General features: G+C 42.8%; 7 protein-coding genes. 2 read left to right on the top strand and 5 right to left on the bottom strand.

Translation table 11 applies throughout. From position 1 onward, the window contains the following. The coding region (locus tag GX437_01585) for a pyridoxamine 5'-phosphate oxidase family protein (protein NLJ06340.1) at positions 1-240 on the bottom strand (240 nt) is incomplete at its 3' end. 240 nt (positions 241-480) lie between these two features. Between GX437_01585 and GX437_01580 the strand changes: the two genes are divergently transcribed. Both GX437_01580 and GX437_01575 read left to right on the top strand, forming a co-directional pair. After that, the gene (locus GX437_01580) at positions 481-1,218 is read left to right on the top strand and encodes a hypothetical protein (protein ID NLJ06339.1); all 738 of its coding nucleotides are present in this window, start codon (positions 481-483) and stop codon (positions 1,216-1,218) included. Positions 1,219-1,252: 34 nt separating this feature from the next. Beyond that, a complete protein-coding gene (locus GX437_01575; GenBank protein NLJ06338.1) occupies positions 1,253-1,774 on the top strand; it encodes a gamma carbonic anhydrase family protein in 522 nt (173 codons plus the stop codon). A gap of 15 nt (positions 1,775-1,789) precedes the next feature. On the opposite strand, the gene GX437_01570 is transcribed toward GX437_01575, so the two are convergent. From GX437_01570 to GX437_01555, 4 genes are all read right to left on the bottom strand, one after another. Then, complete coding sequence (locus GX437_01570) at positions 1,790-2,224, bottom strand: 3-dehydroquinate dehydratase (protein NLJ06337.1); 435 nt, start codon at positions 2,222-2,224, stop codon at positions 1,790-1,792. A gap of 56 nt (positions 2,225-2,280) precedes the next feature. Continuing rightward, positions 2,281-3,033 carry an SDR family NAD(P)-dependent oxidoreductase gene (locus GX437_01565; GenBank protein ID NLJ06336.1) on the bottom strand — a complete coding sequence of 251 codons (753 nt, stop codon included), beginning with the start codon at positions 3,031-3,033 and terminating at the stop codon, positions 2,281-2,283. 14 nt (positions 3,034-3,047) lie between these two features. Next, on the bottom strand, positions 3,048-4,250 hold the full coding sequence (locus GX437_01560) for a cofactor-independent phosphoglycerate mutase (GenBank protein NLJ06335.1): 1,203 nt from the start codon (positions 4,248-4,250) through the stop codon (positions 3,048-3,050). 4 nt (positions 4,251-4,254) lie between these two features. Then, positions 4,255-6,076: T9SS type A sorting domain-containing protein (locus GX437_01555; protein ID NLJ06334.1), on the bottom strand; the 1,822-nt coding region annotated here is incomplete at its 5' end.

Here is a 6,076-nt window from a genome sequence, read left to right as displayed (position 1 = left end):
GTGAAGTTTTTCGTCAAGGCTGAAGGCTATAGAAACTTCAGGATTGCGGGCAAGGATGTCAAGTTTTTTTCCTCCGGGGCCTGTATGCAGATATAGGTAACCCTCATGATAGCCAAAATTCATGGGCACCACATAAGGTATATCTTGGTCCGACATGGCCAGAAAACAAACCTGCGATCTGGCAATTATCTTCTCAGCATCTTTCAGTTCATGACTAATAGTTTTTCTGACTGCAGGCATATTTTTTCAGTTTTTTACAGTGCGGTAAAGATACTATTTTATGCATTATTTTTATTTCGGATTGCTGACCTGTCACCCCTTTCTGCATATTGTCAGGCGACTGGCCGGTTTCCGGATAAATTACAGGCTGAAAAACCACGATTTTTTGTTCGCTTCTTCAATTTCAAAATCATTTCTTTCGCATTAATATGTATTTTTGTAGTTAAAAAAGGACACTGAATTAACTGGAAAAAACAGCCTATGAAAACATTATTTCCCGTAAAGTTAAAAAAAACTATTACATTGTTTTTGATTCTGCTTCCGGCTTTTCATTCCGGATATGCACAGCTTGCCAGAAACTGGATACCTGAAAGTGAGCTTTCATTCCGTCTCGACAGCATACGAAAATCAGATGGGGTAGAAAAACACTTTGCAGAAATATACCTGATGGCTACCATTGCAGCCGACAGGTACATAGCCACCCTTCCCGACACACCAAAAATGTTGCTCAACCGGCTTCAGGCTGAATTTGCCCGAAGATTTTTCGAAAGTATTGATGGCAGAAACAACGGTCATATACCGGTGGTCTGGACAAATTATTACACCTACACCGGCCTGAATGATTTACAGTTTAAGCTGATTGGCACCAACGGACATATCAATGGGGATAGCTGGCAGGTACTGTTCAACTACTTCAACCCCTATGAACTCCAATACATCGAGCCTTATTACAACCATTGCACCGAAGCACTTCAGGTCGTCCTCGACAGCCTTCATGTCTATGGCTGCAATCAAAACAAACGATTATATAACCTGCATCGTATCAGTTTTGGTCTTGATAAGGCATACGCAAGGCATTTATTGCGAAAATGGAGAGAAAGGCAATACAAAGTAGCTGTCTCAGGTTATGAAAATCATAACCGTTTTTTACGGATGCAGATGCGGATCAAACGGAGGGTGAAATATACGGATTATCTGATACGGCATCTTCTCATTTAACATTTTATAAATCAACTATTTACAGCAAAAAATTATGGCATTAATAAAATCAGTCAGGGGATTCAGCCCGCAATTCGGAAAAGATTGTTTTCTTGCTGAAAATGCTACCGTGGTGGGAAACGTCATCATGGGAGATCAGTGCAGTGTCTGGTTTAATGCGGTGGTACGTGGCGATGTTGAACCTATTGTGATCGGAAACAAGGTGAATATACAGGATAATGCCACCATTCACGGAACTTATCAGCGGGCAGCCACCAGAATAGGCAACAATGTTTCCATAGCCCACAACGCAGTCGTTCATGGCTGCACTATCGGAGACAATGTACTCGTAGGGATAGGGGCTATTATTATGGACAATGCTGTTATTGGCAACAACTGCATCATCGCTATGGGAGCGGTTGTTCCGGCCGGTACGGTAATTCCCGACAACTCTGTATATGCAGGTGTGCCCGCCAGAAAGTTAAAAGACCTTGATCCCGAGCTATTTAAGGGAGAAGTCGAACGAATTGCAAACGGCTATATTCTTTATGCTTCCTGGTTCACCGGAAGCGAATAAGAATGCAATGAAAAGCTAATCAGCCTTATTCAGCAATTTCAACAGGGCATTTAAAGCCAGTTCATAAACATCCAGCCCAAAGCCGCTGATAACACCTTTGGCATAACGGGAAACCATGGATTGGTGCCTGATATTATCCCTTGCATAAATATTGGTCAGGTGGACTTCTACAACCGGTTTTCTGATAGCTGCCACTGCATCGGCAATTGCCAGAGAAGAATGGGTATATGCCGCAGGATTTAAAATGATACCATCCGTAGTAAACGCAATTTCATGCAGTTTATCAATGATTTCCCCGGCATGATTCGACTGAAAATAATTTATCTCGGTATCAGGATATTTTTTTCTGAGCTCTTCAAGGTAATCTGAAAAATTTCGGTTGCCATAAATATCGGGTTGACGGGTTCCCAGCAGGTTCAGATTAGGGCCATTAATGATAAAAATATTCATAAATGCTATCGTTAGGAAGGTGCAAAGATAAAAACAGAATCAATGACAGTAAAAACCTAATTTCTCAGATAAGAAGCACCGTTAACATCGATAATGCACCCTGTCATGTAATCGGGGGCGGAAGATGCACAGAAAAGAACGACATCGGCAATTTCACGAGGAGTAGCGGCTCTTTTCAACGGACTCTGGTTCAAAAAATCATTTTTTTGAGGTCCTTTTAATGCCGGTGCCGACATATCGGTATCTACAAAGCCCGGTGCAATGGTGTAAACAAAAATATTTTCAGGAGCAAGCTTTTGAGCCATACTTTGGGCAAATGAATTGAGGGCTGATTTGGCGGCCCCGTAAGCCGGAGCCTCCGGCTCTCCGCGAAATGCTCCTCTTGAAGAAATATTAATGATACGTCCGCCTCCGTTTTTTTTCATCTCCCCGGCAATCAAAAAACTCAGCATGACCGGGGCATTGAGGTTTAAATCCAAATTCCTTTTCCAGTGTTTCTGCCATGTTTTCAGGTCGGCAGTAAACACATCCTGCATGTCGTAAATTCCGGCATTGTTCACCAGAATATCGATGCTTTCAAAACTGTTGACGGCCTGATTCACCAGATTTTCAATATCTTCCATCTTATTCAGATTGGCCTGAATAATCAGATGACCGTTACCGCTCAGTCGTGCAAAGGTTTTTTCAACTGCTGCTCTGTTTTTATGATATTGTAATATCACTTTTGCCCCGTTTTTAGCAAGCACATAAGCTATTTCAGCTCCTATTCCACGCGAAGCACCTGTAACAAGTGCTGTCTTATTTTGCAGATTGACTTTCATCATCATTTATTTAAAAAAGCTTTGATAAATTCATCTTCCTTCAGTAAACCATAAAAACCTTTTTTAACAGATTCTTCATCATATTGCATCACCTCATCCCCTGGTATTCCGGGATGATAAATCATAAAAGGCACAGGATCATGAACATGGGTACGTAAGGCACAGGGAGTCGGATGATCGGGTAAAATAGCAATGGCAACAGGCTCATTCATTTTTGCTGTTTTTTCAACAACATAACGAACCACCCTGCTGTTGAGATATTCAATCGTTTTTACTTTTAAATCGACATTCCCCTCATGACCGGCTTCATCGCTGGCTTCAATGTGCAGGTAAACCAGATCATTATCTTTCAGGGCTTCCACAGCAGCCTCGGCCTTTCCTTCATAGTTGGTATTGTAAAGTCCTGTTGAACCGGGCACCTTGATGGCTTTCATCCCAGCATATCTTCCGATACCATAAAGCAGGTCAACTGCTGAAATTACTGCCCCGCTGATGCCAAAAAGTTCCTGAAGTGTTTTCATCTTCGGACGGTAACCTGGAGACCATGGCCAGATACTGTTTGCTGCATCTTTTCCGGCATTTCTTCTCCGGATATTGACCGGATGGTCTTTTAACAGCTCCATACTTCTGAATATCAGATCATTCAGCAAGACAGCGGTTTCTGAATGAGATTCCGCAGGCCTGACCAGAACCTCACGGTATGGCGCCCCGGGAACATCATGCGGTGGTGTACACTTTATGTCATTTTTCCCGTTTTTAATCACAAGCAGATGACGATAACTCACACCCGGGTAGAACCTGATATTTTCATTTCCCAGCTTTTCGTCCAGAAAAAGAATGAGTTCTCTGGCTTCCTCATCGCTGATATGACCGGCAGAATGATTCTTAATCTTTTCATTTTCAATACAAATCAGGTTACAACGCAATGCAAGGTCGCCCGGCAGGATATCCACTCCCATGCTGGCTGCTTCGAGAACTCCCCTGCCCTGATATACTTCTCTGACATTGTACCCAAGAACAGCCATATTGGCTATCTCGCTGCCGGGTGGCATATCCGGAGGAACTGTCTGAAACAAACCACAACGGCTTTTCTGACAAAGTGAATCAATATCCGGCTTCCGGGCAACCATTAAAGGCGTTTTATTTCCCAGCTGAGGAAGCGGATAATCAGACATTCCGTCACCCAATATGATCAGATACTTCATAACGCTACTTTTTAATCAGTTTTATCATTCGGCATTCCCGACCGGATTTTATCATCATCAGGTAAATCCCATTTTCCAACATGGTGGTATTGACAGACAGCATACGTTTTGGTTCAGCTTTAAACTCCATCATCTTCCTGCCCTGAACATCGAACAGCATTATTTGGGTTAATCCTTCATTTTCTGATGGTTGTATTAACAGATAGTTATCGAAAGGGTTAGGATAAACCTGCAGGGAAGTCAGAGACTCAGCCATCTGTTCAATCGAACTTATTGGTGTGAAAATCAATATTTTATTAAAAGAAGTCAGGCTGTCGTCAGCTACTGAATAGGTAAAACTGTCGCTGCCGCTGTAATTCTTTCCTGCCGAATAGTAAAAAAATCCGGAAGCTGTGTCCAGCAAAACGCTGCCGTTTTGAGGATGTTCGGTAATTGTAATACTGACAGGATGACCATATTTACTATATCCACTGAAAATCATAATGGTATCAGTTATCTCTTTCAAAATCCTGATATTCCATGCATCAGAGCTTTTCCATGCCAGAGGCTGCATATTCTTTAAAACACCTGTATTGTTATTGGCAGAAAAATCAAAAAGACTGTCGCCTGACCGTTCATCAAAATGCCAATATCCAAGAAGCCCTGATTCATTGCCTTTTAAACGCATGTAACGGTTTTCTGCAATTTCTTTTTCCGTTCTGGCATAGTTCCAGATCCTAACCTCATCGAGTTCTCCATTAAAAATCCAGCGGGTAGCACTCATACAACCAATGTACAGACTGCCCTCTCCCCTGTAATTGCCTTTGGCTACCCTCTCGTTCAGAAAAACACCATCACGGTAAAGTTTCTGAAGTTTGGTAACAGTGTCGTAGGTACAGGCATAGTGGTGCCAGCCATTATCTGTAAATGTTTCATCTGATTGAATATCATCGCCCCAGAAGCCAAAATACAACCTGTTTCCCCTGAAGCCAATATGCAGCCCTTTGCTGCCGGTGTTCCATTTGCCATGACCGACAACAAAACGGTTGGCAGCATCAGGTTCGCGTTTTGCCCAGAATTCTACCGTAAAATCATGATCAGCAATGTGTACTTTTTTGCCGCAATCCACACAGTCGTCAATTCCGTCAAACATCAGGCTATACCCTGAGCCTGCCACCGGTAAGTGAAGATCGTTGTTTAACACCACTGTGTTGGAAGGAGATGACAATCCGCCCGGATAGCTTGCTTTAACTTTAAAAGTCGTTCCGTTGACATCGTAAGGCAGGATCAGAAAAGTATCTGTTGTGTTTCTGAATTCTTTTCCATCCCTGTAAACCACATAATACTGCAGGCCGGAATGGGTTAAAGGTTTTTCCCAGCTAAGCAATACTTTTCCCGAATCATTGGCCAGTTTAAGATTTTCAGGAGGCCAGCCATAAGGATTGATGATAATTTTCGAAACAGTTGTTGCGTTGTTCACCAGCTCAACGTTCGAATCTGATGAATAATAATATTTTTCTCCTCCCCTCAGGTCTTTTACCGACCAGGAAAGCAGGTTCCCGAAACCGCTTGTATCTCCGTCATCTTCAATTATCTGAAGGAAAAAAACTACCGGCTCACAAAATTTCTGCGTGAGCAGGGGGCTAATGTCAAGTCCGAATTCAATGGTATCGTTGTTTGCATTCTGCAGGGGCAGAGCACCCCCCTTTTCAGCAAGTGCTGTAAAACTCAATTGAAAATCAGGCTTTTGAGCATGGATGTATTCTGCTACCCCTGCCCTGATGGTCAGTTGACTGCGTTTGTTGTGATTCATCTTTAACCTGAGGGTCATCTGCGGCTGATGGCTG

Source organism: Sphingobacteriales bacterium (genome assembly GCA_012517435.1).
GTDB lineage: Bacteria > Bacteroidota > Bacteroidia > CAILMK01 > JAAYUY01 > JAAYUY01.
The sequence above is the reverse complement of the archived record's forward strand: the minus strand, read 5'-3'. Positions and strand labels throughout refer to the sequence as shown.

Excerpts from the sequence above, each read along its gene's own strand:
- GX437_01580 (NLJ06339.1), top strand. The coding sequence starts at position 481 with ATGAAAACATTATTTCCCGTAAAGTTAAAAAAAACTATTACATTGTTT.
- GX437_01575 (NLJ06338.1), top strand. The coding sequence starts at position 1,253 with ATGGCATTAATAAAATCAGTCAGGGGATTCAGCCCGCAATTCGGAAAA.
- GX437_01570 (NLJ06337.1), bottom strand. The coding sequence starts at position 2,224 with ATGAATATTTTTATCATTAATGGCCCTAATCTGAACCTGCTGGGAACC.
- GX437_01560 (NLJ06335.1), bottom strand. The coding sequence starts at position 4,250 with ATGAAGTATCTGATCATATTGGGTGACGGAATGTCTGATTATCCGCTT.